The organism is Flavobacterium petrolei (genome assembly GCF_003314435.2).
GTDB lineage: Bacteria > Bacteroidota > Bacteroidia > Flavobacteriales > Flavobacteriaceae > Flavobacterium > Flavobacterium petrolei.
In genome coordinates this window covers 1,176,914-1,203,574 of sequence record NZ_QNVY02000001.1, presented here as the reverse complement: position 1 = coordinate 1,203,574, position 26,661 = coordinate 1,176,914, and the positions used below count along the sequence as shown (strand labels likewise).

Genomic DNA, 26,661 nt, shown 5'->3' with positions numbered 1-26,661 from the left:
AATTCTTGACTTTATACGATTACTTTAGAAACTAAATGCTTTACTTTTTCAAAAGGTTCCGCAACAAAATGATCTCTATTCTTTATTTTTTCCGGGAAACGAATATGGTATTCAAACTCCTCTCTAAAATGACGAATTGCTGCTGCCACTGGCCAAGCTGCCGCATCACCTAATGGGCAAATGGTGTTTCCTTCAATTTTACTTTGAATACTCAATAGCAAATCAATATCTTCTTCACGACCGTGACCATTTTCAATTCGGTGCAATACTTTTTCCATCCAACCAGTACCTTCACGACATGGAGAACATTGCCCACAGCTTTCATGGTGGTAAAAACGAGAGAAATTCCAAGTATTGCGAACGATGCAAGATGTGTCATTGTAAACAATAAATCCACCTGATCCTAACATAGAACCAGTTGCAAATCCACCGTCACTTAACGATTCGTATGACATCAAACGATCTTCACCGTTTGCCGTTTTATAAATTAAATGAGCAGGTAAAACGGGAACAGAACTTCCTCCCGGTACAAATGCTTTCAAAGGTCTGTCAGAACTCATTCCGCCTAAATATTCATCAGAATTCATGAATTCGTAAACACTTAAACCCAATTCAATTTCATAAACACCAGGATTTTTGACATGTCCTGAAGCCGAAATTAATTTGGTTCCTGTAGAACGTCCAATACCAATTTTAGCGTATTCCGCACCTGAATTATTGATAATCCAAGGCACAGCGGCAATTGTTTCCACGTTATTTACAACCGTTGGATTTGCCCAAAGTCCTGAAATAGCAGGAAAGGGTGGTTTGATACGAGGATTTCCTCTTTTACCTTCCAATGATTCGATTAAAGCAGTTTCTTCACCACAAATGTAAGCTCCGGCACCACAATGAACATAAAGTTCTAAATCGTATCCTGAACCTAATATATTTTTACCCAAAAATCCAGCAGCTTTTGCTTCGTTAATGGCTCTTTCTAATATTTTATACACCCACATGTATTCTCCACGAATGTAGATGTAAGAAAGGTTTGCACCCAAAGCATAACTGGAAGTAATCATTCCTTCAATCAATAAATGAGGAATAAATTCCATCAAATAACGGTCTTTGAAAGTTCCTGGCTCAGATTCATCGGCATTACAAACTAAATGTCTTGGTTTTCCTGATTTTTTATCAATAAAACTCCATTTCATTCCCGCTGGGAAACCTGCTCCACCACGACCACGCAATCCGGAAGTTTTCACTTCTTCAACAACTTCGTCCGGTGTTAATGTTTTTAGGGCTTTTTCTACTGAAGCATAACCCCCGTTTTGACGGTACACTTCGTAGGTTTTAATTCCTGGAATATTTATTTTGTCTAATAATATTTTTTGTGACATATTATTTATCGTGTAATATTATTGTATCGTTTTTGCAATCTTCAATTAGCTGATCGATTTTTGCTGCCGTCAAATGTTCTTTGTAAAAATCGCCTAATTGCATCATTGGAGCATAACCACAAGCACCTAAACACTCAACTCCTCTCACTTCAAAAAGACCGTCTGGAGTAGGCTCACCCACTTTTACACCTAATTTTTCACAAGTGTAATCCATTAAATCCTCCACCCCGTTCAAACAACAAGGAGAAGTTTGACAAAATTCAAACATGTATTTTCCAATTGGTCTTTGGTTGTACATCGTATAAAACGATACTACTTCGTAAACTTCAATTGGTTTAATCAAAAGGATTTCGGCTACTTTATTCATTAATTCAATACTCAACCAATTCTCGTGAGCATCTTGAACTTCATGTAAAACAGGCAATAATGCCGATTTTCTTTTGTCTTCCGGATAATGACTGATTAATTCATTGATGCGCAACATCAATGCTTCAGTCATATTTATTTCTTGTTTGTGATAAGTTCTTTCCATTTTTTTTTAAATCTGAAATCTAAAATCGTTAATCAACACCCGAGCCAAAAGGCGAACTGGCGAAGCAATCTGATATCTTTTATGCGTCTAATTCTCCGGCAATAACATTTAAACTTGACAAAATAACAATTGCATCCGAAAGTAATGACCCTTTAATCATTTCTGGATATGCTTGATAGTAAATAAAACAAGGTCTGCGGAAATGCAATCTATAAGGAGTTCTACTTCCGTCCGTAACCAAATAAAAACCTAGCTCTCCGTTTCCACCTTCTACGGGATGATATATTTCGGCAACTGGAACTGGAACTTCACCCATCACGATTTTGAAATGGTAAATCAACGATTCCATGTTATGGTATACATCTTCTTTTGGGGGAAGGTAATAATCTGGAACATCCGCATGAAAGTCATTTCCTTCCGGCATTTTTGCTAATGCTTGGCGAATGATACTCAAACTCTCCCAAACTTCGGCATTACGAACACAAAAACGATCGTAAGTATCTCCCGATTTTCCAACAGGAATAATAAAATCAAAATCTTCGTAAGAAGAATACGGTTGCGCTACACGAACATCATAATCAACACCTGCTGCACGTAAATTTGGACCTGTAAACCCATAGGCCATAGCTTGTTCAGCCGTTATAGCTCCAACATTTACAGTTCTGTCAATAAAAATTCTATTTCTTTCGAATAAGTTTTCAAATTCTTTCCAAGCTGCTGGAAATTCTTCTAAAAACACATCTAATTTTCTAAAAGCTTCTGGTGACCAATCTCTTTCGAAACCACCAATTCTTCCCATATTAGTTGTTAAACGAGCTCCACAAATTTCTTCGTAGATTTCGTATACTTTTTCTCTAAATTGGAATACATATAAAAATCCGGTATAGGCTCCGGTATCCACACCAAGGATTGAATTACAGATGATATGATCCGTGATTCTTGCCAATTCCATTACAATAACCCTTAAATATTGCGCTCTTTTAGGAACTTCAATATCCAACAATTTTTCTAATGTCATCCACCAACCCATATTATTTATAGGCGATGAACAATAGTTCATTCTATCGGTAAGAGGTGTAATTTGGTAAAAAGGACGGTTTTCGGCGATTTTTTCGAAAGCCCTGTGAATGTAACCAATGGTTGGTTCCGCTTCCAGAATTCTTTCTCCATCCATCAACAGGATATTTTGAAAAATACCGTGTGTAGCTGGGTGAGTTGGCCCCAAATTAAGAATAGTAAGCTCGCTTCCATCTTCATTTAGTTGGGCTGCAATTCTTTTAGCATAGCGATGCTCTGGTGGTAATAATAGTTCTGACATTTATTTAATGTGAAAAATTATAATAGTGTGTGTTTTTAATAATTGTCGGTTGTTCTTCCAAAGAAACGGTCATCTTTATCAGTTCTTCCACTGTCTTCCATTGGGAATTCTTTTCGCATTGGAAAAGAAATCATTTCATCCATATTCAAAATACGTTTCAATTGCGGATGACCAATGAAGTTTATGCCATAAAAATCAAACGTTTCTCTCTCCATCCAATTAGAACTCAAGAAAATATTTGATATTGTTTTTATTTCCGGGTTTTCACCGTTGATAAAGACTTTGATTTTAATTCTTTTGTTTTCGTACCAATTGTGCAAATGATACACCACTGCAAATTGATGATCAACATCATTGTCTGGATAGTGAATTCCACATAAATCAGTTAAAAAATGAAAACGTAATATTGGGTCATTTTTCAAAAAAAGAATAACCGCCGTAATTTTATCGGCAGCGACTTCAAATGAAAATATATCTCTTTCTTGATTGAATTCAAAAACAGCTGAATCAAATGTTTCAACTAATTTTTCTTGGATTTGTATCGTTTCTAGCGCCATTATTTATTTGATGTTATAAGAAGCTAATAATTCTTGGTATTCTGGCGAACTTCTTCTTCTTACCGATTCCGTTCTAACCAACTCTTGCAATTTCATAACTCCATCTACAATTTGTTCTGGTCTTGGCGGACAACCCGGAACATAAACATCAACCGGAATCACCTTATCAATTCCTTGCAAAACAGAATAAGTATCAAAAATACCTCCAGAGGAAGCACAAGCACCAACCGCTATTACCCAACGAGGTTCGGCCATTTGCTCATATACCTGACGTAAAATAGGAGCCATTTTTTTTGAAATCGTTCCCATCACCATTAGCATATCGGCCTGACGCGGAGAAAAACTAACCCGTTCAGAACCAAATCGAGCTAAATCATAGTGTGACGCCATTGTTGCCATAAACTCTATACCACAACAAGAAGTCGCAAAAGGTAATGGCCATAATGAATTAGCACGAGCCATACCCACAACATCATTCAGTTTTGTAGCGAAGAAACCTTCTCCTACAACTCCTTCGGGTGGCGCTACCATATTTATTTTAGAATCACTCATTTTTTATTTTTTTGAATTACAAATTTTGAATTACAAATTAAAATGAAACCATTTATATTTTAAAATTCAGCATTTAAAACAAATCTTTATTCCCACTCTAGGGCTTTCTTTTTGATGATATAGAAAAAACCCACCAAAAGTAAAAGCATAAAAATTACCATCTTAACCATTCCTTCCATGCCGAGCTCTTTGAAATTGACCGCCCATGGATACAAGAAAATTACCTCAACATCAAACAAAACAAATAAGATTGCAACTAGGAAATATTTTACTGAAAATGGAATTCTTGCGTTTCCAACAGATTCAATACCACATTCAAAGTTTTTATCCTTTGCTTCAGAGGAACGCTTAGGCCCTAATTTACCTGAAACCAATATTGTACCAACTACAAAACCTACAGCCAAAATGAACTGCATGACAATTGGAATATAATTTAATTGATCGGATTGCATATTGTGTGTTTTTTTATTAAGAGTAAGTGGCAAAGATAACTTTCAAATTATTAAACAACAATTAAAACTTAAAAATACATCCTAACTACATCGATGTAAATTTACAATTTTTATTAATTATAAATAAGAAAAGACCGTTATCTTAAGATCTGTTTAACGTTTTTTTACTTAACAATTTTAAACACCAAGCTTATTTTTTCGGATGTCATAGGTACAAAAAAAAACGCTTCGATATAAATCGAAACGTTTTTACCATTCGTAGGCAAAAAAAATTAATTTTTTATGCTTAGATAACTGCTACTTTCGCAGCAACTTTTCCTTTTCTTCCTTCTTCTTCTTCATAGCTTACTCTATCACCTTCGCGTAATTCTTCCGCGTTGATTCCTGATGCATGAACAAAAATGTCTTTTCCTGTTTCTTCGTCTGTAATGAATCCGTAACCTTTAGACTCATTGAAAAATTTAACTGTACCTGTACGCATTGTAATTGTAATAATAATTTATAATGAAGCAAATGTAATATTTAATATAATACGAAATACTATCTTCTGTTTTTATTTTGTAAAAATATTGATATTCAACGTTTTCTAACAAATTATTCCGACCAATTGCAACTAAGCTAATTTTATATGAAGCTCTTTTAACTGTGATTCATCGATTACAGATGGCGCATCGATCATAACATCCCTTCCGGAATTGTTTTTTGGAAAAGCAATAAAGTCACGAATCGTTTCTTGTCCTCCAAGAATAGCAACCAATCTATCCAATCCGAAAGCCAAACCTCCATGAGGTGGCGCACCGAATTGAAATGCATCCATCAGAAATCCGAATTGAGCCTTAGCTTCTTCTTCGGTGAAACCTAAATATTTAAACATCAATTGTTGTGTAGCTTTATCATGAATACGAATTGAACCTCCGCCAATTTCATTTCCATTCAAAACCATATCATACGCATTAGCACGAACTTTACCTGGATCTGTTTCTAATAAGTGCATATCTTCTGGCTTAGGAGATGTAAAAGGATGGTGCATGGCATGGTAACGACCACTTTCTTCATCAAATTCCAATAAAGGAAAATCAACCACCCAAAGAGGAGCAAATTCGGCTGGATTTCTCAATCCTAAACGAGTTGCCAATTCCATTCTTAATGCGCTTAACTGTGTTCTTGTTTTATCAGTAGGACCAGAAAGCACAAAAATCATATCTCCTGGTTTTGCACCAGTGATTTTGGCCCATTGTGCTAAATCATCTTGATCGTAAAATTTATCAACGGATGACTTATAAGTTCCATCTTCATTACATTTTACATAAACCATTCCGGATGCACCCACTTGTGGACGCTTCACCCAGTCAATCAATCCATCAATTTCCTTACGAGTATAATTTCCAACTCCAGGAACTGCAATTCCAACCACAAATTCCGCAGCATTAAAAACCGGGAATTCTTTGTGCTGTGCTACTTCATTTAATTCCCCAAACTCCATTCCGAAACGGATATCCGGCTTGTCATTTCCGTAGGTTTTCATCGCATATTCATAGGTAATTCTTGGGAATTTCTCTACCTCTATACCTTTTATTTCTTTTAATAAATGTCTTGTCAATCCTTCGAAAACATTCAAAATGTCTTCTTGTTCCACAAAAGCCATTTCGCAATCGATTTGTGTAAATTCCGGTTGTCTGTCTGCACGTAAATCTTCGTCACGGAAACATTTAACAATCTGGAAGTACTTATCCATTCCGCCCACCATCAACAATTGCTTGAACGTTTGCGGAGATTGCGGCAATGCATAAAACTGCCCTTCATTCATTCTGGAAGGAACCACAAAATCTCTGGCTCCTTCGGGAGTAGATTTGATCAAATACGGCGTTTCTACTTCACAGAAATCCAAATCCGAAAGATATTTACGCACTTCCATGGCTACTTTATGACGAAACATCAAACTGTTTTTCACCGGATTTCTTCGGATGTCCAGGTAACGGTATTTCATTCGGATATCTTCTCCTCCATCCGTTTCATCTTCTATTGTAAAAGGAGGCGTAAGCGAAGCGTTAAGAATAGTAAGTTCTGTCACTAAAATTTCGATTTCACCAGTCGCGATATTTTTATTTTTGGCTTCACGCTCAATAACAGTTCCTTTTACCTGAATTACAAATTCACGACCAAGTGTTTTAGCCAACTCAAAAACAGATTTTTCAGTACGTCCTTCATCAAAAATTAACTGCGTAATTCCATAACGGTCCCGTAAATCAACCCAGTTCATAAATCCTTTATCTCGCGATTTTTGTACCCATCCCGCAAGTGTTACTTCAGTATTAATGTGTGAGGCATTCAATTCGCCACAGTTATGACTTCTATACATGTTCTAAATTTTTGATTATTTTGCCCTTTGGACACCGCTGCAAATTTAGGACTAATTATGAATAATGAATTGAGAAATAAGAAATTTTAGCGTTTGGCTGATAACCAAACTTTCTTACCAATGTTAAATTTCACTTCAATGTTACTAAATTGTTAACTTAAAGTTTTTTTATTGTAAAATGTTTTATATATTTGTTAAGCTAATATGAATTTAAAAATCCAATAACATGAAAAAATATATAATATTAACCGCATTACTATTTTCAGGAATAGCATTCGCTCAAGAAAACAACCCAAAATTAGAAGCTGTAGGTGACTTAGTCAAAACTACATACTACCATGAAAACGGAAAAGTACAGCAAGAAGGTTTCTTTAAAAATGGAAAATTAGAAGGAATCTGGATTTCATTTGACGTAAATGGAAACAAATTATCTGTCGCTAATTATGAAAATGGAGAGAAAACTGGAAAATGGCTTTTTTGGAATGGTAACAAACTGAACGAAGTAGAATATTCTAATAGCAGAATCGCTTCTGTTAAAACTTGGAAACAAGACGCGTTGGTTAACAATTAAAAGAAATTTAAATATCATTAAAGCTTTCGTTATTCGAAGGCTTTTTTTGTGCCTTATATTTTTTGCTCAAACTACACTTTAGTAGATTATTGCTTCTAAAAAACATTACGTTTAGCATAAAAAAATCTTTATAGGAATCTATATCATTTACAGCAATTCTCTTAAGACCTTATTATAAAATAAAAAAGCGATGAATTCAATATAATTGAAACCATCGCTTTTTTGAATTTAGGCTATTTTCTACCAGAAGATAGTATAGAAAGCGGCAATAAGCGAAAGTACTATCAACATCCCGACAGTAAAACCTGGAGACATTTTAAACATAGTTCTATCAATTTCCAGACCATTTGTTTTAACGCCTCTTGCTGTTTCATACATACTAATGCTATACATTCCGATAACGCAAATCAAGAAAACAAATCCCATTCTGTCAATAAAAGGAATTTCATAAACACCATTAGCATTTGGAACTGAAAAACCACTTGCATGAAGGAACGATAAGTCTACAAAAGCAGGCATGAATTTGAACAAGATTGAGAACATAAATCCACCAATTGTCGCAAATAAAGCCGCATTAGAAGTTGTTTTCTTCCAAAAGAATCCTAAAATAAACATGGCAAAAACGCCGGGACTTACAAAACCCGTATATTCTTGGATGTATTGAAACCCTCCTTTTTTATCAATTCCAAGAAAAGGTGCTACTATAACTGCAATTAACATTGCAACAACAATAGCTTTTTTCCCCACGTTAACTAATTTCTTTTCATCGGCATCCACATTCAGTTTCGTTTTGTAAATATCCAAAGTGAAAATTGTAGCAATACTATTCGCTTTTCCAGCTAAAGAAGCAACAATCGCAGCGGTTAAAGCTGCAAACGAAAGTCCTTTTAAACCCACCGGAAGCAAATTCAACAAAACTGGATAAGCACGATCAGGATTTACTGTACCATCTTGCAACATTTCAGCACCAAAATGCCCGTTCTGATACAATACAAAAGCTGCAATCCCAGGTAAAACAACAATTATAGGCATTAGCAATTTCAAGAAAGCAGCAAACAAAATCCCATTTCTTGCTGTTTTTAAGTCAGCTCCCAATGCACGTTGCGTAATGTATTGGTTGCAACCCCAATAATTTAAATTGATGATTAACATTCCTCCTATCAAAACTGACAATCCCGGTAAATCCATATAATTAGGATTAGATTTTTCAAAAATCATGTGGAAATGATCATTTGCTTGTGTCGTCATCAAATTGAAACCATTTATAACTCCCGTAGAACCAAACTCTTCGGCAACTAAATTCAGAGCTAAATACGTAGTTACCAAACCTCCCAAGATTAAAAAGAAAACCTGAATAACATCCGTATATCCAATCACTTTCATTCCGCCCAGTGTAATCATCACCGCAAAAAACGCTAAGAAAATCATACATAATGTGATATCCAAACCAGAAATACTGCTTATCGCCAAAGCTCCCAAATACAATATGGAAGTAAGATTGACCAAGACATACAATAACAACCAAAATACCGCCATAATCATGGCAACATTGCTGTTATACCTTTGATTCAGGTATTGTGGCATAGTGAAAATTTTGTTTTTCAAATACACCGGGATAAAGAAAATGGCAACAATAATCAAAGTAAGAGCCGCCATCCACTCATAAGTAGCAATCGCTAACCCCATCTTGAAACCACTTCCGCTCATCCCTATAAATTGCTCCGCACTAATATTACTAGCAATTAATGATGCGCCAATTGCCCACCAAGTAAGTGATCCTTCGGCTAAAAAATAATCTTTACTACTCGTTTCTTCTTTCTTTTTCTTATTGTAAATCCAGATTCCATACCCAACAATCAGGATGAAATAACATAAAAAAACAATATAATCTTGGATTGCTAATGTTTGCATTGGTTAAATTTTTTAGGTTTTGGTTAGTCGTTTATAGTGAACGTTTGATTGGTTTTTTAAAATTTCAGTACTTTTCTCCGGTGTGATATCTCTTTGTGATTCTCCCATCATTTCGTAACCTACCATAAATTTCTTTACAGTTGCAGAACGCAATAATGGTGGATAAAAATGCATGTGAAAATGCCATTCCGGATGCAACTCTCCATCTGTTGGCGATTGATGAATTCCTGATGAATATGGAAAAGAGGTTTCAAAAAGGTTGTCGTATTTGGTTGTCAATTGCTTTAGAATAATTGCAAAATCAACCACTTCCGCTTCCGTAAAATCAGTTATTTTATTCACATTTCGCTTGCTGACAATCATGGTTTCATACGGCCAAATCGCCCAAAAAGGAACCAATGCCACAAAATGATCATTATCAATCACAATGCGTTCATCTAACTTCAGCTCTTCTTTTACATAATCCTCTAAAAGCGTTTTGTTGTGTTTGTCAAAATAGGCCTTTAGATTACTTTGCGTTTTCTCCACTTCAGTTGGCAAAGAAGATTGCGCCCAAATTTGTCCGTGTGGATGGGGATTACTGCAACCCATCACACTTCCTTTATTTTCAAAAATCTGAACATGGTTGATATAATCTACGTTGCCCAAATCCGTATATTCTTTTTGCCAAGTATGAATGATATTTTCAATCGCATCGGCTGACATTTCTGGCAATGTCAAATTGTGTTTTGGCGAAAAACAAACTACTCTAGAAATTCCTCTTTCTGGTTTTGCTTTAAAAAAAGTTTCATTTTTGTTTTCTTCAAAAGCAATTTCTTCTTGCTTTAAAGCAGCAAAATCATTTTCAAAAACAAAAGAACTTTCATAGTCTGGATTGACCATTCCATTCGCACGAACATTTCCCGGACACAAATAACACGTTGGGTCATATTCCGGCAATGTATCCGAAATTACTGTTTCATTCTGTCCTTGCCAAGGACGTTTCGAACGGTGTGGAGAAACCAGAACCCATTCGTTGATTAAAGGATTATAACGTCTGTGAGGATCTTCGTTGATATCAAAATTTTTCATTATTATGCGATATAAAGTGATGTTCCATTTCCGATTTTTACATCGTAAATTTTTAATTCTATTCCAAAAGTATCTAAATAAAGTGCAGAAAGTTGCTGTTTAATTCGCTCTTCATGCCCTTTTTTAATCAAATTGATGGTGCAACCTCCAAAACCGCCGCCCATTAATCGGGAACCTACTACGGCATCTTCCTTTTTAAGCGTGTCTACAATCATGTCTAATTCGGCGCAACTTACTTCGTAATCAACCGATAATCCTTGATGCGTTTCGAACATTAATTTACCCAAGGTTTCGATATCTCCTTTGTCCAAAGCGTCACAAGCCTGAGTTACTCGTTTGATTTCTTTTACCACAAAAAGACATCTTTTGAAAACATTGGCACTCATTATCTGTTGCAATCCTAAAACATGTTGTTCGTTACAATCTCTAAAACTAGTTATCTCCGGAAAATTACTTTTTATAATCGCAATCCCTTCTTCACATTGCTGTCTTCTTTCATTATAAGCCGATGTCATCAAGGAATGTTTTACATTCGAATCGAATAAAATCAAAGAATAATCATTAAAATCAGCATCATGATATTCGTATTCTAATGTTCTGCAATCAATTTTTATGACTTTGTTTTCTTGTCCCATGACGCTCGAAAACTGGTCCATAATTCCGCAATTGATACCCACCCAATGTTCCGCACTTTGACCCATTAAGGCAATATCTACCGGTTTTATTTTCAAGTCAAAAAGTTCATTGATTCCAAATAAAAACCCACATTCTAATGCCGCCGAAGAAGACAAACCGGAACCTACAGGAATGTTACTGCTAAAAACACAATTGAACCCATCAAATTTAAAACCTTTGATTTTCAATTGATTAATAACTCCACGAATGTAATTTGTCCATACATTATCCGTCAATTCCATGTCCGTTGTCAAATCAACTTCAAACGAATCATCTAAATCTATAGCAATGATTTTTGAGGTATTGGTATAATTTTTTTCGAAAGCGAAACAAATAATCTTGTCAATTGCTGCTGGCAAAACATAACCATCATTATAGTCAATATGTTCTCCGATAATGTTAATTCTTCCTGGAGAGAGAACTATTTTCTTTGGCACTGAACCAAAGCTCTTTTCAAAGAAAGCTATTGTTTTTTTAATTAATAAATCATTCATTTTATTTTAATTAATGGTGTGTTGTTTTCTAAATTTTCTGTTATTGCATTTAGCTTTAAGGCTGTTTTTATGTTTTTTGTTTTCAAAAGTAAAGTTGCAATACTTACTTATCTTTTTTATTTATTTGGCTGCTGCCAAGGCCAATTTACCGCTCTTTAGCCCTGCTCCATTCACTTCAAGTTGTATATCACCCGCGGTTGTTTTAGATTTTATAAGCACTACCAATTTTCCGCTAAAAAGTTTCATGGTATCTTTATGAAACATTTCAAGTGAAGTGGCATCGCCATTGCAAGCCGCTCTGTAAGTACCCGCTCCAGTAACCTTAAATTTCAATTGGTTCGTCGCTGTAGGACAAACAATTCCATTTTGATCCACTACAGATACGGTTACAAAAGAAATATCTTCTCCATTGGCAGCAATTGTTTTCCTGTCTGCATCTAAAACAATTTGATAAGGTTTGCCGGCAGTATGCATTTCTTTTTCTTCAACAGCCTTACCGTTGTCATCAAAAGCCACCACTTTTACCGTTCCTGGCTCGTATTTCACATCCATCCACATCAGACGGTATCGATTTTGTGGTGTATTGTTATTTTTTTTCTGCACACCCATGCTCTTCCCGTTGATAAAAAGCTCGGCACTGTTGTAATTGGTGTAAACAAAAACAGGAGTTGTTTGCCCTTCACGACCTTCCCAGTTCCAATGTGGCAGGATGTGTAGCGTAGTTTCTTTCGTGTTCCAACGGCTTCGGTATAAATAATAACGGTCTTTAGGCAAACCCGCTAAATCGTTGATTCCAAAATAAGAACTTCGCGACGGCCAACTTTCGTCATAAGGAGTTGGCTCGCCCAAGTAATCAAAACCCGTCCACACAAATTCGCCAATTACCCACGGTTTGTCATCTTGAAGTACAAAATCCTCATCGGGTACATTTGACCAACTGCAGGCTTCCAGATCATAAGAAGAAGATTGAAAATCTGGATATTGTTTCATTTTTTCTTGAACGACAGGAAATTTATAAATCCCTCTGGAGCTAACCGTTGAAGCGGTTTCTGAACCTAAAACAAACCCTTGCGGAAATTTTTTATAGGCTTCATCATATAAATGAACGCGATAATTCAGTCCTGGAATATCTAGCAAAGCACCAAAACCAGATTCAATAGTTGCTTTTACTTGATCCATACCAACTGTAACGGGACGAGTTGGATCTTCTCTATGAAAGATTTCCTGCAACCATTTGGCACGTTTTACTCCTTCTTCACCCCATTGATCCGGCACTTCATTTCCAGAACTCCACATCACAATCGAGGGATGATTTCGTGTGGCTTGTACTAAATTCACGATGTCTTTTTCGGCATATTCTTCAAAAAAACGATGATACCCATTTTCTACTTTTGGCTTTGCCCATTCATCAAAACTCTCTGCTAGAAACATAAAGCCCATTTCATCTGCCAACTCCAATTGCTCGAAAGAGGGCATGTTGTGCGAACTGCGGATTGCATTACAGCCCATATCTTTTAATATGGTCATTTGCCTGCGTAACGCGGCTTTATTTACGGCAACTCCAAGCGGACCCAAATCGTGATGCAGACAAACTCCTTTAAATTTGGTTATCTTTCCATTTAGGCTAAAGCCTTTATTAGCCTCGTATTTTATTTCCCGAATTCCAAAACGTGTTGATATTTCGTCTTTCAGTTCTTTTCCAACATACAATTGAGAAACCGCTTTATACAAATGCGGCGTTTCAGGACTCCACAATTTTGGATTTTCTACTTTTAAGTTTTGATCGAACTCCTTTCCGAATTGCAAAGTCGACTCCTCTGAACTTAGTTTGTGTCCTTCGGCATCAAAAATAGTGGTGACTAAACGCGTATTTTCTCCAGAAGCTTTGGTCTTAATGTTAACTTTGGCCACATCTTCACTGATAAAAGGTGTCGTTACAAACTGACCCCATTGATCAATGCTTTCGCTATTTTTTATAATAACACTTACTTTTCGATACAAACCTGCGCCAGGATACCAACGGGAAGCAAATTCTTTATTGGTTAATTTTACTGACAATGTGTTGGCTCCTTCTTCTATAAATTGGGAAACATTAAAATAAAAGTAACTGTAGCCATACGCCCATTCTCCCACTTTTTTTCCGTTTAAATACACTTGAGGTTCGCTCATGGCACCTTCAAAAAGTAAAATTATTTTCTTCCCTTTTGAATCTTTCGGCAAGGTAAATGTATTGCGGTACCACGCAGTTCCAATATGGGGCAAAGCACCTGTTCGCCCTGTTTTTTCGGTAGCTACATTTTCTCCGTTTTGAACAATAGCAACCTTCTGTATATCTACATTTTTATCAAAAGGACCATAGATTGCCCAGTCGTGTGGTACGGTAACGGTTTCCCATTTCGAATCATTAAAATTTACTTTAAACGCCTCTTCAAAATCACCTTTTTGAAATTTCCAATTAGATCCAATATTGACTATTGATCGTGACTGTGCCTGAATTTCTCCAGAAGAAAAACCCATTAGAATTAGCAATAAGAAAATACAATATCTCAAAATCTTTTTTTTATAAAAACTTAAACAAATAGGAACTGTAACTTTTAAAATCTCTTAATTAAAAAGATTGAAATTTATAAATCGTTTTATGATGATAAGTCTCTTCTTTTTTCAAAACGGAACTCGGAAAATGTTTGTGATTTGGTGCATCAGGAAAATTTTGTGTTTCAAAACAAATGCCACTCAACGGATGATAATCTACATTTTCTTTCCCTTTTACAGTATTAAAACAATCTCCTCCTACATAAATATGAACCCCGGGTTGATTCGTATAAACCGTCATTTTCAGATTATTCTTTTTACTAAAAAGCGAAGCTGAAAATTCATTTTCTTTTTCTAAAACAAACGTAGTATCAATTATTGAAGGACATTTTTTTGGCTGTTTAAAATCCAAAGAAGAACCAGCCACATTTAAAAACCTTCCTGTTGGAATATTTTCATCGGTCGTCTCTACCGTTTTTTCGGAATTTACAATCAATTTCTGTTCAGAAACAGTATATTGATGGCCATCAAGATTAAAATAGCTGTGATGCGTTAAATTCACAATGGTATCCTCAGTAGTGTTCGCTTTGTATTCTATAATTAATTCATTTTCTTCAGACAAAGTATAAGTCAGCTCCACGGTCAATTCGCCTGGATAATTTTCTTCTTGAGCATCACTAACATAGTACAAGGTAATTGATGGGTTTCTGCCATTGTCTAGATTTTTAACTTTCCAATTTTTTTGGCTAAAGCCTAAATTTCCGCCATGAAGCGAATGATTGTTATTGTTTTGATACAAATGAAACGTTTCCTCGTTCAGTTTAAATTCGCCATTATTTATTCTTCCGGCAAATCTTCCTACAGTTGCCCCAAAGTAAGGAGCACTTTTTAGATTAAATGATTGCAAATAGGCATCTAAAGTATCAAAACCTAAAACTACATCAACCAGTTCGCCGTTTTTTAATGGTGTTTTTAAGGAGGTAACCGTTGCACCATAATTGGTAACCTTTATTTCCATTCCATTTTTATTGATTAACTGATAAATAGATACCTCTTCGCCATCTGGCATTAAACCAAATAATTCTGCTTCAGAATTGGCTATAAAATATGATATGTGTTTTATTTTTGTCATTTAATTATGAAATATGAAAAACCAAAAGTAAAATAATTGTTTTCATTAACATACCAGTACCTACCAGTTTTTGTATATTGCCGAGAAATTCACTGCTGTATGAAAATAATTTCGATTCAGAACAACCTTGGAGTTCCTAAATACCGACAAATAATTAGCTCCGTTGAGAAGGCAATAGAAGACGAAAACCTGCAAAAAGGGGACAAACTTCCCTCCGTAAACAAAGTCTGCCTAGAATTCTCCTTGTCCCGAGACACGGTTTTGCAAGCCTATGAAGAGTTAAAAAAAAGAGGAATAATCTATGCTATTCTTGGGAAAGGATATTATGTAAAAAGTGTTGAAGTCACCATAAAACAAAGGATATTTTTACTTTTTGATGAATTGAATATTTTCAAGGAAGACATCTACAATTCGTTTTTGGAAAACATTGGAAATAATGTTCAGGTAGACATTTTCTTTCATCATTTTAACACTTCTGTTTTTCGAAAACTGGTAAATGACAGTAACGGTAATTATACAAAATACATTATCATGCCGACTAATTTAGTCGACGCGGCCACGATGATAAAAACCCTACCAGTTAACGATGTTTACATCTTAGACCAGACCAATCCAGAATTAAAATCTTTACCTGCAATTTATCAAAATCACCTTAAAGACATTTATAACGGATTAGTAAAAGGAAAAACCAAATTAAGCAAATACAAGAAACTGATTATGATTTTTCCGGGATTTCGCGAACCATTGGGAATGAAAATAGGTTTTGAGAATTTTTGCAAAGACTTTGCATTCGATTATGAAATCATCACTGAATTCAAGAATCGGGAAATACAAAAAGGAGAAGTATACATCATTCCGAGTGATAGGGATTTAGTAAGTGTTATTGAAAAAGCAAAACTGCAGAAGTTGCAATTAGGCAGTGATTATGGTATTATTTCTTATAATGAAACTCCACTCAAAAAAGTAGTCGAAAACGGAATCACTACCATATCAACAAATTTTGAAGCCATGGGAAAGTTACTGGCACAGATGATTACAAAAGGGAAAAAAGAACAAATTGAGAATAAGTGTGATTTGATTATTAGGAATTCGTTGTGATATAAAACCAAAAAAACCGCTTCTTTCGAAGCGGTTTTTGTACCCGTTACAGTTGAGTTGTCGAATCTTTTTATTGAAGATTTGAAGAAACTATCCTTTGCTTATATTAAATTACAAGCTTATCGTACCTGAGAGGATAACCTTAAAAATCTGACGAATTTCTATAAAATTTCTATAAAATAGTTTCTGTTAGTGAATATTTATCCCTTCACTTAATTAAAAATAAATTATTGAACCATATCAATTTTAAACAACCTTTTTTTAATTACAATTTGATTCTCCCAGCAAAATACCATATACATTGTCGCTATTTTCATCATTAATAGAATTAGCTTTCACAACTTTAACCCAAGAACTACTTGCTTTGTGTTCTTTTAAAATCTCACATAAATATTGAGCATATCCATCACGATTTGTCTTATCATCTTCCACAGTGACATAAAGTACGTTTGCATCAGTTATTATCGCTTCCTTAATTTTAGGTTCTTTCTTAATTTCTTCAAGTGCAATTTTATTATTTGGGTCGTCTGATGGTTTTACAGCTTCACCACAGCTATAAGTTAAATAAAGTAATTGAGCTAATAACAATTTAACAGTTAGGTTTTTAAAGTGTCTAATTTTCATAAAAATATTTTAATATGGTTATATAAATGCTTGTTGTATTTAAGATTTTGTTCCGTATATTATTAGAATTATAATTGATAGCAAAAAGGAGAAATAAAACAGATATTTTATTACTGGAATATGCCATTTTTCTTTTATTCTCGAGACATAAATTTTTTCTAAATTACCGCTTAATCTGTTGTTAAAACTATCTGTTTGGAATTTTAGTTGTTTATTTAATAAAATAATCTGACAAAAAATATATAAAATACCTGTAATTACATTTAGTCCCAATAAGACTAAAACACAAATAAACAAAATATAGTTTTCGTTGTCAGAATCTAAAGAGGGTTTGAAAGTAACCAAAATGGTTAGCATCCCAAAAGAAATAGTGGTAGTGTGTTTTATTAAATCAGTCAGTTTTCCAGAAATATCTTTCTGTATATTATTAATATTGTCTATTTGACTTTGGTAATAATCATTTAAATTTTTATCTGTCATTTTTTACTCAGTAATATTAATTGAAATTTGGTTAAAAAGTAATAATTAATAAAACCACTATTAGAAAAACAAACGTAAGGATTACCGTTTTAAAACAACCTTTTGTTTCTTTTTTTAAATTATCATCACTTATAATGGCTTTACTACTTTCTTTTTCATTTTTAGTATATTCCATATAGACAACTTCACCTTTGTCGTCTAACTCAATATTTAATGCGTTTTTTTTGTACGAATTAATTAAATGTCTAAAGAAGGATTCGTCAGTTTTGTACCAATAAACATCTTTTGCATTTTCAACAGAACTTAATGATTCATAGTAGTAATGCTTTCCAGTTTTTCCGATAGTTCTTTTTACTAAGTAAATATGTTTAAGATTATCTATTTCAACTGTTTTAGACTTAATCTCTTTTTTTTGCCTTTCCCTTTTCTCTTGAGAGTTCTCGTTTTTATATTTTAATAAAATAATATTTCCGTCTAAGTCTTTTAAAACTTCAGTGGCGATAGCTAAATTGTTTTTTACACAATACTCATAATTTAGTTTTGGAATTTTTGTCCAAGAATCAGCATAGTGCATCTTTTCATAGTAAAATTGTTTTTCAGTTTTCCCAACAGACATTTTAACTTGATTAATTTTCAACTTCTCCTCTTCCATGTAACTATGTTGTTTATATCTATTTTATACTTAGGACTACAACTTCTTAATGCAATTAAACCTCAACATCTAATCAATTATTATCCATTCCGCTTCAGGTATATTTTCTAAAAGTTCTGGGATTACTAATGCTTCTTGATTACTTTTTGAGTTGAGGATTTTTATTTGATATAAATTTTCAACATCTAAATTCCCGTCTTTTATAAAGTAATTGTTCGCTGGAATCACTGCTGTAATTGAACACATTGTTCCATCAACTAGCGCAACTCTCGAATTAAAATCTTTAAGTATATTAGACATTTTTTTAGAGGCACCCTCTTTGATTCTATATTTATAAAATTCTTTCTTTTTCAAATCTTAGTAATAATTTCGAACTTTTATTATTCTTATAATAATATTAATTCATCAATTTTCGGGTTGGTTGTCGTGGTAAATAGTTTTTTTTTAAAACAAATATATGTATAATGCGACCGAGAAACAATTGTAAAAATTATATTACTATAAAATTATTCATGTCGCTATCCTTGAGGAAACATTTTTAAATTAATTATAAATTTGCGTTGATCGCCGGAGGCGATAAACACAAATTAAATTATTAAGTTTTAAGATTTGTTCTAATACCATGTTCTAAAATGATTCGATTCATAGTTTTTGCTACCAAATCAAAATCTTTAGAATCACATAAAAGAGCATCATACACGTATAAGACAAAAATACCTTTATCGTTGAGGTACCTTATAACATCAGTCATAATAGCTACCTCAACCCCAAACATTTTTTGAGAGGTAATCTTATGACCATGTTCGTTTTTATCGTGATAAATCCTTGCTAACATATCAGAATCATATCTTGAATAGTAGTCAAAAAGTGGAGATTTTATCATATCATTCCATTTCATATTGAAAAAACTCAAATGCTCAATCTTAACATTATCAAAGTGAATTCCTGTACGTTCAGCAATAATTTGATGTGTGAGATAAGTTAATGAACCATCGTACAAATTGATAGCAATATTTGGATGCAGTGCGCTGTAATCACACTCTATCAACTTCTTTCCTTCAATGGTAATCTGTTCCCGAATCCATGAAGGCATAAGAGTAAAACTGTCCACAACACGACCACCGCTGTGAAAATCTCCCGCACTGGGAATCATAAACCCACGACCAGTTAGAAACTCAAACAGTTCAATATTATCCTCGACAAAGCTTCTGTTTTTTACATCTAACCAATAGTGGTCTTTATGTTTGTTTCGCATAGTCAATATCTTTCCTTTTTTGGTGGTTCTTCCTTCTTTAGCTAATAGTTTGCCAATAGACAGTAGTTCTTCACTAGTTGGTAAGTCAATTTTTGGATACATCGCAATCAAATTGGAACATATCGGATTTGCCATGGCTTCGCATAATTGCTGGTAGTAAATCTTATTTCGAGTACGGATGATTCCAACATCATTAATGATGTATTCAACAAGTCCCGCTTTTAAGTAAGTATCCGTTAATCGAAACTTCTTGGACTGCATGCCGACTTGATAGCTGCTGTCAACTTCAATAAATGCACCTGTACTTGTTCCAGTGGTAAGAACATCAATTATCTTGGTATATATATAGGTATTGTCAGCATTTCGGCTCTGCTGGTGCAGTATCTTAGAGCTAAGCGATTTCCATTTGTCATCCGTGTAGTAAGTGCTAGCTAGGTTATACAAGAACACTAGGCACTTTTCAATAGCTATATCAATATTAGTATCAATGGTTCTAAGCATCGGTTTAGAAACATGTTTACGTAGGTTATACTGGGCTTTCTTTGGAATTAGTATAGAATTTACGTTTGGGAAACGTAGTGCTGATTCAGACAGCTTGTAATCGTTTTGGAGCAGGTCAAAATCTCCTGTATCGCCAGTAAAGGCGATGTAATCTTCATTTTTAAAGTTCATTCTTGTATTCTCTTATTCTCGTTCCATCACTGAGGATGGATTATTGTATTCTCTAATTGTTTAACTTGGTAAGAGAAGCTGGAAGACATGACCCCTCCAGCAACCAAGGATTTTAATGAGTTTTACTCTCAGTTATTGTTTAACCTTAATATACGAAAATGAGCTGGCTAAGTCAAGTCTTTTGGTCAACTATTTTTCAAACCACTTCAAATTAATTTTAACAACCATGTTTTTGAATAGCGCAAACTGAGCATACACCTATTTGAGTTAACATTCTCTAAAGCATTGATATTACTAGGGTTTCAACCCTACTAATCAGTAGTATATTAAGTAACATATATGATAGAAGATTGAAGAGAGAGATTTAAACCTCAGCAACTATTTAAAAACTAATTGTGTTCCGATTAAGCTACAGATGCTCCTGTAAACGCTAGCAAGCCTTTCAAAAGAGATTATCTCTTCCAATATTACACCCTCCCTCCCGTAACCCTTGTAAACACAAGCTTAGTTACCTCCTTCGATAATCTGATAAAGTACACTTTCCTATCTATAGCGATGGATATGTTCGTTCACTGCGCTATCCAAATTGAGAAAAAAATTTCTGAGAAAAAATTTAGATTTAAATTTTAGACCATATTTATAGTAAAAGTAACCATGAGATTATTAATAAGACTATCCCAACTTAAACAAGTGCTCAAATCCCAAGATGTGAGGTATCCGCTAACGATAAAAGCGGGAAACTTCACGGATAAAGAACTTGAAGTGTTTTCAAAATTGATTCAATCCAAAGAACGAGGCTAATTACCTCGTTTTTTTGTGAGCTAAAGTGACCAAAAAAGCCGTGAGCCCAGGAAAACCAGGATTTCTCTTGTTTAATCCAAAATAGACCTGGACATTTGACGTGTAATAAATCACAAACGGACGTTTAAGATTTAAATCAACATCAAAATGAAAAAATTTGTAGCATATTATAGAGTCAGTAGAAAAGAGCAAGGAATATCGGGTTTAGGATTGTCAGCTCAAAAAAGTTCAGTTGAAAAATATGTAACCTCGCAGGATGGAACTATTGTTAAGAGTTTTACTGAGATTGAGACTGGTACTAATAAACGTGAACGCATCGAAATCCATAAAGCAATTCAACTGGCAAAAAACGAAGGAGCAATCCTAATTATTGCAAAATTAGACAGATTAGCTCGCAATGTGAGCTTTGTAAGTTCTTTGATGGATGCAGGTATTGAGTTTTTGGCGGTAGATATGCCCTCAGCCAACAATTTCACCATTCATATATTCTCGGCACTTGCGGAGCAGGAAGCCAAACTTATCAGCTCAAGAACCAAGCTTGCGCTGGCGGAACTTAAGAAAAAAGGAGTAAAATTAGGTAATCCGCAAAATCTAACCAGTGAGGCTAGAGCCAAGGGAGTTGATAAAATCAAAGAAAATGCCATGAACAATGACAGAAATCGACAAGCTCAATCAATAATCCTCAATTGCAAAGAGAAAGAAATGAGCTACAGACAAATTGCAGATTATCTTAATCAGCTCAATTTCAAGACCAGATATGGTAATAAATTTTATGCTCCGACTGTACTTCAATTGTATAATAGAACTAACTTATTGGCTACATAAATAAATTGAGTTATCTAGAAAATTAAAAAAATTATAATTAAGAAATAGCGTACTAATTATTTGTTAATTATAATTTTTTTTATTATTTTTTTATTCTTTAACTTATTGAAATAAAACAATTTATATATTTTTAATACGATTTATCTTATTCTATATAAGTTGATTAAGTTACCTAAAAAAGAATATCAAAAACATGTCCTACCTTTGTAAAGAAAAATAAAAGAAGAGATTATTGCAAGAATCTTTTCTGCATTCTGACAGCTAAAGAATGCAAAAAGAGCAGGTTGTAAAGCTGAACAACCATGTTCTAAAAATCAAATTATATTTTAAATTATCAATTCGGTGCAATACCCGAAGCGGGAAAGGCATGCCTCAAGTAATGTTAATTCATTAAATAATTCGAATTGATGATGTATGCATCCAATTTCTGAATCAGACTGATTTAGGAGAGGTCGCTTTGTGACCTACAATAAAAAGAATTCCACCGTCAAAGTAAAGAATTGGAAAATGACGACAGAGTACCAACTTGTTAAGTATAACACACTGTAAAACAACATTAAATAAAAAAGGAATAAAATACTCGGATGAAGAAATTGAATTAATCCGAAATGTGCTGTATAAATTGGCAGAAGTATGCCAGTCAAATAAAATAATTTAAAATAAAAAAATATGACAATACAAAGATTGAAAATAAGATTTAGAATGACAATACATGAGCTAATAGAAATGATGAAATTAAAAGGCATTGTGTGTGAATTTGGAATTATTAGTTTACTCAATGATAATTATGCAGAATGGGCATTGATTTTATTCGAAGATGAATATTACGTGACTCATTCAGTTTTAGATAACTATGAGGACATATGTTATTTTGAAGATATAGAGGATTATGAAAATGAATTTCAAGCAAGAGTTTGTTGCTTGAATTTAGCAACCACTTTAAATGGAACAATTTATGAATAATACAAATGTAATATTGTACTCTAGAGTTAGTACTGACGAGCAAGCACAAAAAGGATTTAGTCTAGATTATCAAGAACAAACATTAATAAACCATTGCGAAAGAATGGGTTATAATCTCGTTAAGTCATATAGAGAAGACCACTCAGCAAAAAATTTCAAGCGTCCTGAATGGTCTAGTTTGAAAACGTTCGCAAAAGCTAATAAAAAACTAATCCACAAAGTATTGTTTGTTAAGTGGGACAGATTCTCAAGAAATACAGAGCAAGCTTTAACAGTCTTGCGAGAGTTTGATTCAATGGGGATTGAATTGAACGCTACAGAGCAATATTTAGAGATGTCTAATTCAGATAACAAAATGGTTCTTTCAATTTACCTAACAGCTGGAGAGGTCGAAAGAGATAAAATTTCGAGCCGAACAATTAGCGGAACTTATCAAGCAAAAAAGGAAGGATATTTCACAGGAAAAGCCCCTTACGGCTATGATAATTTTCGAGATGAATTCAAAAAATCAACATTGAAGCCAAACCAATTTTCTTTTTTCGTAAAAAAAGCGTTTGCTGAGGTCGCTATGAATATCGAATCAATTGAAACGATTCGCAAGAAGCTAAAACAAGAAGGAATGAAGCTTGAAAAAAGTGCATTTAGCGAATTGCTTAAAAACGTGATATATATAGGTAAGATTAAAGTTCCTGAATTTAAGAAAGAATCTGCCATGGTGGTAAATGGGAAACATGAGGCATTGGTTAGTATAGAAACATTCAACAAAGTTCAGGATGTGTTTAAAGGAAAAAGATGGTACGGAACGAAACCCGCTCAGAAAAACCTAGAGTTTCCTATGCGAGATTTTCTAACTTGTGAGCTTTGTGGAGGACAGATTACAGGTAGTGTTTCAAAAGGAAGAACTAAGAAATATGCGTATTATCATTGCAGAAATAAATGCAAAACAAGAGTGTCGGTTGATGATGCTCATAATAAAATCGGAAGCCTTCTCTTTAATTTACAGATTAACGAAAATATAAAGGAGTTGTTCTCGGAGATTTTAAAGGATTCTGATTCTCAAATTAATGGCAATAGAGTTACTCAACTTAAAAGTAAAACAGAGCTCCAAAAGAGTCTAAAGTCTAAGATGGAAGATGCTGAAGACTTGCTATTAAGTAAAGATATCAACAAAGAAAGATTCAATAGTATAATCGAACGTATCAACGGACAACTTAATGAAGTCAATAATGAAATTGAAATACTTAGTGCAAGCAAAGATTCAATCAAAAACTATGTTGATTCAGGTTTAATGCTATTATCGAACTTAAATATCATGTTTGACAATAGTGACTATGACTCCAAGAGAATCATAGCGGGTTCAATATTCACTGAAAAGTTATTATTTGGAAATGACAATTGTCGAACCACTAAAGTGAATGAGGTTGTTGAGGTTTTGACTAGGAATAGCAAGGGTTCAGAAAGGCTTAAAACAAAAAAAGCTGTCAAAAATGACAGCTTTTCCGTTAACGTACCCGGAGCCGGAGTCGAACCGGCACGGTTTCCCACAGGTGTTTGAGACCAGCGCGTCTACCAATTCCGCCATCCGGGCTTAGCAGACATGAAATAACGACAGTTATTTCAACGCAATAAAAGATGTGATTGTGTTTAAATCAACCATCAATTCCTTTAACACGGTGCAAATGTAAAAAATAATATTAAATGTTCAACTAAAAATACTTAATTTTTTCCTTTCAGAGTTGAATAAATTTTATAAATTTGCACCTCGATAAAAACACAACACACAACTAACTACACCCGAGGCAAATACACACATAAGGCTTTAATCAAATGACAAAGCCGAACTGTATGGAGCGCATCGGAATAAAAACAACAAATTAAATGTCACACCTAGAACCGGAAGCTAAAATTTTTGCTTGTTCACAAAGTGTCTATCTCGCAGAAAAAATAGCAGAGCAATACGGAATCCCATTAGGAAAAATCACCATGTCAAAATACAGCGACGGTGAATTTCAGCCTTCTTATGAGGAGTCTATCAGAGGATTACGCGTATTTATCGTTTGCTCTACTTTTCCAACGGCAGATAATTTAATGGAAATGTTACTGATGATTGATGCTGCCAAACGTGCTTCGGCAAGACACATTACAGCAGTAATTCCTTACTTTGGTTGGGCAAGACAAGATAGAAAAGACAAACCAAGAGTTCCGATAGGAGCTAAACTAGTAGCTAATTTATTAGATGCAGCAGGCGCAACAAGAGTAATGACAATGGATTTGCACGCTGATCAAATTCAAGGATTCTTTGAAAAACCGGTAGATCACCTTTTTGCATCAACTATCTTTTTACCATATGTAAAAAGTTTAGGCTTAGACAATCTGACTATTGCTTCTCCAGATATGGGAGGTTCAAAAAGAGCATATGCGTATTCTAAATTTTTAGAATCAGATGTGGTGATTTGTTACAAACAAAGAAAAGAAGCCAACATTATCGATACCATGGAATTAATTGGTGAGGTAAAAGGTAGAAATGTAATCTTAGTAGATGACATGATTGATACCGGAGGCACTTTGGCGAAAGCCGCAGATTTAATGATCGAAAAAGGAGCATTGAGCGTAAGAGCAATTTGTACCCACGCGATTTTATCTGGTGATGCTTACGAAAAAATAGAGAATTCTAAATTATTAGAATTGATCGTTACCGATTCTATTCCGTTGAAGAAAGAATCAAACAAAATAAGAGTGTTGAGTTGTGCGCCACTTTTTGCTGAAGTTATGCACATGGTACATCATAACAATTCCATTAGTGGAAAGTTCATAATGTAACCCCAAACAAGTAATATTATTTAATAACTATATTTTTTTTACAATGAAATCGATTACAATTAAAGGATCAGAAAGAGAAAGCGTGGGTAAAGTTGCGACTAAAGCCCTACGTAATGCTGGATTGGTTCCTTGCGTATTATACGGAGGAAATCAGGCAGTTCATTTCTCAGCAGAAGTTATGGCTTTCAAAAACTTGGTTTACACTCCAAACGCTCACACAGTTGAGATCGATCTTGGAAAAGGAAAATCATTTAACGCTATTTTACAAGATATCCAGGTTCACCCGGTATCTGACAAGATTTTACACATTGACTTCTTTCAATTATTTGATGACAAAGAAATCACTATGGAAGTTCCTGTAAAAGTAGTTGGAACATCTAAAGGAGTTCTTGCTGGTGGTGTTTTACGTTTGAACACTCGTAAACTTAAAGTAAAAGCTTTACCAAAAAATCTTCCAGATTTTATTGAAGCTGACATTACTCCACTTGAAATGGGGAACAAATTGTACGTTACTAAATTAGTAAACGACAACTACAAATTGATTCACCCTGACAACACTGTTGTTGCTCAAGTAAGAATCTCTCGTGCAGCTATGAAAGCAGCTCAAGAAGCAGCAAAAGCAGCGAAAGCTCCTGCAAAAGGAAAGAAAAAATAATATTTTTTCAATCATTCAAGAAAGCATCAGTTGTAAAACTGGTGCTTTTTTTTTGCGCATTACTTTTTGTCATTGCGAGGAACGAAGCAATCTCATTATTCTATTCTAAATTGTTAAGAGCACAACTACCCTTTTTCACAACAACTCTACTCCTGCTGTCCGTTGTATCTTTTTATTCTAAACTTGTTTCAGAATCCTGAAACAAGTTCAAAATAAAAAGGATGCCACTTCCATCAGGGCTATTAAGAACTATTTTATTTTCAATAACGATTTTCTAAAAA

General features: G+C 34.3%; 26 protein-coding genes and 1 tRNA gene. 8 read left to right on the top strand and 19 right to left on the bottom strand.

What is annotated here, in order from left to right:
• Positions 1 to 11: 11 nt before the first annotated feature.
• The 8 genes from nuoF to aspS form a co-directional block, all read right to left on the bottom strand.
• Positions 12 to 1,379, bottom strand: a complete 1,368-nt coding sequence (gene nuoF, locus DR871_RS05220; protein ID WP_113664541.1) for an NADH-quinone oxidoreductase subunit NuoF — start codon at positions 1,377 to 1,379, stop codon at positions 12 to 14.
• A 1-nt stretch (position 1,380) separates the two neighbouring features.
• On the bottom strand, positions 1,381 to 1,911 hold the full coding sequence (locus DR871_RS05215) for a complex I 24 kDa subunit family protein (protein ID WP_113664542.1): 531 nt from the start codon (positions 1,909 to 1,911) through the stop codon (positions 1,381 to 1,383).
• A gap of 79 nt (positions 1,912 to 1,990) precedes the next feature.
• Positions 1,991 to 3,229, bottom strand: coding sequence for an NADH-quinone oxidoreductase subunit D (locus DR871_RS05210; RefSeq protein WP_113664543.1), 1,239 nt, complete (start codon positions 3,227 to 3,229; stop codon positions 1,991 to 1,993).
• Between the two features lie 35 nt (positions 3,230 to 3,264).
• Positions 3,265 to 3,786, bottom strand: coding sequence for an NADH-quinone oxidoreductase subunit C (locus tag DR871_RS05205; RefSeq protein ID WP_113664544.1), 522 nt, complete (start codon positions 3,784 to 3,786; stop codon positions 3,265 to 3,267).
• Positions 3,787 to 3,789: 3 nt separating this feature from the next.
• Positions 3,790 to 4,338 (bottom strand): NADH-quinone oxidoreductase subunit B, encoded by a 549-nt coding sequence (locus DR871_RS05200; protein ID WP_113664545.1) that lies wholly within the window; start codon positions 4,336 to 4,338, stop codon positions 3,790 to 3,792.
• Between the two features lie 86 nt (positions 4,339 to 4,424).
• Entirely contained in the window at positions 4,425 to 4,790 is a 366-nt protein-coding gene (locus DR871_RS05195) for an NADH-quinone oxidoreductase subunit A (protein WP_113664546.1), read from the bottom strand.
• 286 nt (positions 4,791 to 5,076) lie between these two features.
• Positions 5,077 to 5,271: a cold-shock protein gene (locus DR871_RS05190; RefSeq protein WP_007137066.1), complete on the bottom strand. Its 195-nt coding sequence runs from the start codon at positions 5,269 to 5,271 to the stop codon at positions 5,077 to 5,079.
• A 132-nt stretch (positions 5,272 to 5,403) separates the two neighbouring features.
• Positions 5,404 to 7,149 carry an aspartate--tRNA ligase gene (aspS, locus tag DR871_RS05185; RefSeq protein WP_113664547.1) on the bottom strand — a complete coding sequence of 582 codons (1,746 nt, stop codon included), beginning with the start codon at positions 7,147 to 7,149 and terminating at the stop codon, positions 5,404 to 5,406.
• 226 nt (positions 7,150 to 7,375) lie between these two features.
• Between aspS and DR871_RS05180 the strand changes: the two genes are divergently transcribed.
• A complete protein-coding gene (locus tag DR871_RS05180) occupies positions 7,376 to 7,720 on the top strand; it encodes a toxin-antitoxin system YwqK family antitoxin (protein ID WP_113664548.1) in 345 nt (114 codons plus the stop codon).
• Between the two features lie 240 nt (positions 7,721 to 7,960).
• Here DR871_RS05180 and DR871_RS05175 read toward each other — a convergent pair whose 3' ends face one another.
• The 5 genes from DR871_RS05175 to DR871_RS05155 form a co-directional block, all read right to left on the bottom strand.
• Positions 7,961 to 9,631 carry a sodium/sugar symporter gene (locus DR871_RS05175; protein WP_113664549.1) on the bottom strand — a complete coding sequence of 557 codons (1,671 nt, stop codon included), beginning with the start codon at positions 9,629 to 9,631 and terminating at the stop codon, positions 7,961 to 7,963.
• Positions 9,632 to 9,643: 12 nt separating this feature from the next.
• Positions 9,644 to 10,702, bottom strand: coding sequence for a UDP-glucose--hexose-1-phosphate uridylyltransferase (locus DR871_RS05170; protein ID WP_113664550.1), 1,059 nt, complete (start codon positions 10,700 to 10,702; stop codon positions 9,644 to 9,646).
• Positions 10,703 to 10,704: 2 nt separating this feature from the next.
• On the bottom strand, positions 10,705 to 11,871 hold the full coding sequence (gene galK, locus DR871_RS05165) for a galactokinase (RefSeq protein WP_113664551.1): 1,167 nt from the start codon (positions 11,869 to 11,871) through the stop codon (positions 10,705 to 10,707).
• A 120-nt stretch (positions 11,872 to 11,991) separates the two neighbouring features.
• Entirely contained in the window at positions 11,992 to 14,388 is a 2,397-nt protein-coding gene (locus DR871_RS05160) for a DUF4982 domain-containing protein (RefSeq protein WP_113664552.1), read from the bottom strand.
• A gap of 91 nt (positions 14,389 to 14,479) precedes the next feature.
• Positions 14,480 to 15,535 (bottom strand): aldose epimerase family protein, encoded by a 1,056-nt coding sequence (locus tag DR871_RS05155; RefSeq protein WP_113664553.1) that lies wholly within the window; start codon positions 15,533 to 15,535, stop codon positions 14,480 to 14,482.
• A gap of 99 nt (positions 15,536 to 15,634) precedes the next feature.
• Between DR871_RS05155 and DR871_RS05150 the strand changes: the two genes are divergently transcribed.
• Positions 15,635 to 16,633, top strand: a complete 999-nt coding sequence (locus DR871_RS05150; RefSeq protein WP_113664554.1) for a GntR family transcriptional regulator — start codon at positions 15,635 to 15,637, stop codon at positions 16,631 to 16,633.
• A gap of 261 nt (positions 16,634 to 16,894) precedes the next feature.
• Here DR871_RS05150 and DR871_RS05145 read toward each other — a convergent pair whose 3' ends face one another.
• The 5 genes from DR871_RS05145 to DR871_RS05125 all read right to left on the bottom strand — a co-directional run bounded on the left by DR871_RS05145 (position 16,895) and on the right by DR871_RS05125 (position 20,316).
• Entirely contained in the window at positions 16,895 to 17,257 is a 363-nt protein-coding gene (locus tag DR871_RS05145) for a hypothetical protein (RefSeq protein WP_113664555.1), read from the bottom strand.
• A 39-nt stretch (positions 17,258 to 17,296) separates the two neighbouring features.
• Entirely contained in the window at positions 17,297 to 17,737 is a 441-nt protein-coding gene (locus DR871_RS05140) for a hypothetical protein (RefSeq protein ID WP_113664556.1), read from the bottom strand.
• Positions 17,738 to 17,768: 31 nt separating this feature from the next.
• Positions 17,769 to 18,374, bottom strand: coding sequence for a hypothetical protein (locus DR871_RS05135; RefSeq protein ID WP_129752526.1), 606 nt, complete (start codon positions 18,372 to 18,374; stop codon positions 17,769 to 17,771).
• Positions 18,375 to 18,458: 84 nt separating this feature from the next.
• The gene (locus DR871_RS05130) at positions 18,459 to 18,689 is read right to left on the bottom strand and encodes a hypothetical protein (RefSeq protein WP_113664558.1); all 231 of its coding nucleotides are present in this window, start codon (positions 18,687 to 18,689) and stop codon (positions 18,459 to 18,461) included.
• 295 nt (positions 18,690 to 18,984) lie between these two features.
• A complete protein-coding gene (locus DR871_RS05125) occupies positions 18,985 to 20,316 on the bottom strand; it encodes a hypothetical protein (protein WP_113664559.1) in 1,332 nt (443 codons plus the stop codon).
• A gap of 654 nt (positions 20,317 to 20,970) precedes the next feature.
• Here DR871_RS05125 and DR871_RS16400 point away from each other — a divergent pair.
• The 4 genes from DR871_RS16400 (at position 20,971) to DR871_RS16645 (ending at position 24,460) form a co-directional block, all read left to right on the top strand.
• On the top strand, positions 20,971 to 21,117 hold the full coding sequence (locus DR871_RS16400) for a hypothetical protein (RefSeq protein ID WP_165355307.1): 147 nt from the start codon (positions 20,971 to 20,973) through the stop codon (positions 21,115 to 21,117).
• Positions 21,118 to 21,264: 147 nt separating this feature from the next.
• Positions 21,265 to 21,942 (top strand): recombinase family protein, encoded by a 678-nt coding sequence (locus tag DR871_RS05120; RefSeq protein WP_113664560.1) that lies wholly within the window; start codon positions 21,265 to 21,267, stop codon positions 21,940 to 21,942.
• Between the two features lie 669 nt (positions 21,943 to 22,611).
• Complete coding sequence (locus tag DR871_RS05115) at positions 22,612 to 22,905, top strand: hypothetical protein (RefSeq protein WP_129752525.1); 294 nt, start codon at positions 22,612 to 22,614, stop codon at positions 22,903 to 22,905.
• Positions 22,886 to 24,460 carry a recombinase family protein gene (locus DR871_RS16645; RefSeq protein ID WP_394345630.1) on the top strand — a complete coding sequence of 525 codons (1,575 nt, stop codon included), beginning with the start codon at positions 22,886 to 22,888 and terminating at the stop codon, positions 24,458 to 24,460. The genes DR871_RS05115 and DR871_RS16645 overlap by 20 nt, the downstream gene beginning before the upstream one ends.
• Here DR871_RS16645 and DR871_RS05105 read toward each other — a convergent pair.
• Positions 24,414 to 24,493, bottom strand: a tRNA-Leu gene (locus DR871_RS05105). The genes DR871_RS16645 and DR871_RS05105 overlap by 47 nt on opposite strands.
• A gap of 290 nt (positions 24,494 to 24,783) precedes the next feature.
• Between DR871_RS05105 and DR871_RS05100 the strand changes: the two genes are divergently transcribed.
• Positions 24,784 to 25,725: a ribose-phosphate pyrophosphokinase gene (locus tag DR871_RS05100; RefSeq protein WP_113664563.1), complete on the top strand. Its 942-nt coding sequence runs from the start codon at positions 24,784 to 24,786 to the stop codon at positions 25,723 to 25,725.
• A 43-nt stretch (positions 25,726 to 25,768) separates the two neighbouring features.
• The gene (locus tag DR871_RS05095) at positions 25,769 to 26,380 is read left to right on the top strand and encodes a 50S ribosomal protein L25/general stress protein Ctc (RefSeq protein ID WP_113636383.1); all 612 of its coding nucleotides are present in this window, start codon (positions 25,769 to 25,771) and stop codon (positions 26,378 to 26,380) included.
• The last annotated feature ends 281 nt before the right edge of the window (positions 26,381 to 26,661 follow it).